This is a genomic window from Peribacillus sp. SIMBA_075, assembly GCF_046534585.1.
This window is the reverse complement of record NZ_JAWRYN010000825.1, coordinates 1-264: the sequence shown is the minus strand read 5'-3', so window position 1 is coordinate 264 and position 264 is coordinate 1. Positions and strand designations below refer to the sequence as shown.

1 pseudogene is annotated in these 264 nt (G+C 34.8%); it reads right to left on the bottom strand.

Annotated elements, in window-relative coordinates:
• Window positions 1-264, bottom strand: a pseudogene (locus SB775_RS30530) (hypothetical protein); the annotation flags it as partial.

Below are 264 nucleotides of genomic sequence, written 5' to 3'. Positions count from 1 at the left end.
AAAATTCATCCTCACCCTCTTGTAAATCATATCTATACAAATCGTAGCGCTCTTTCATTTCTTTACTAATGTCTGGATTTTTTACTCGATCCTCTCCAAAATCATATTTTTTGTACTGTAGTTCATTTAACTTTTTTCGGTCCATTTCAATATAGGCCTTTAAATAAGCAACTGCGGCTTTATCTGATTCTTTCATATCACGTTCTTTCTGGCTCTCTTGTTGATTTGCATTACTTTTCGTTTCATTTGAGCAACCCGCAACCC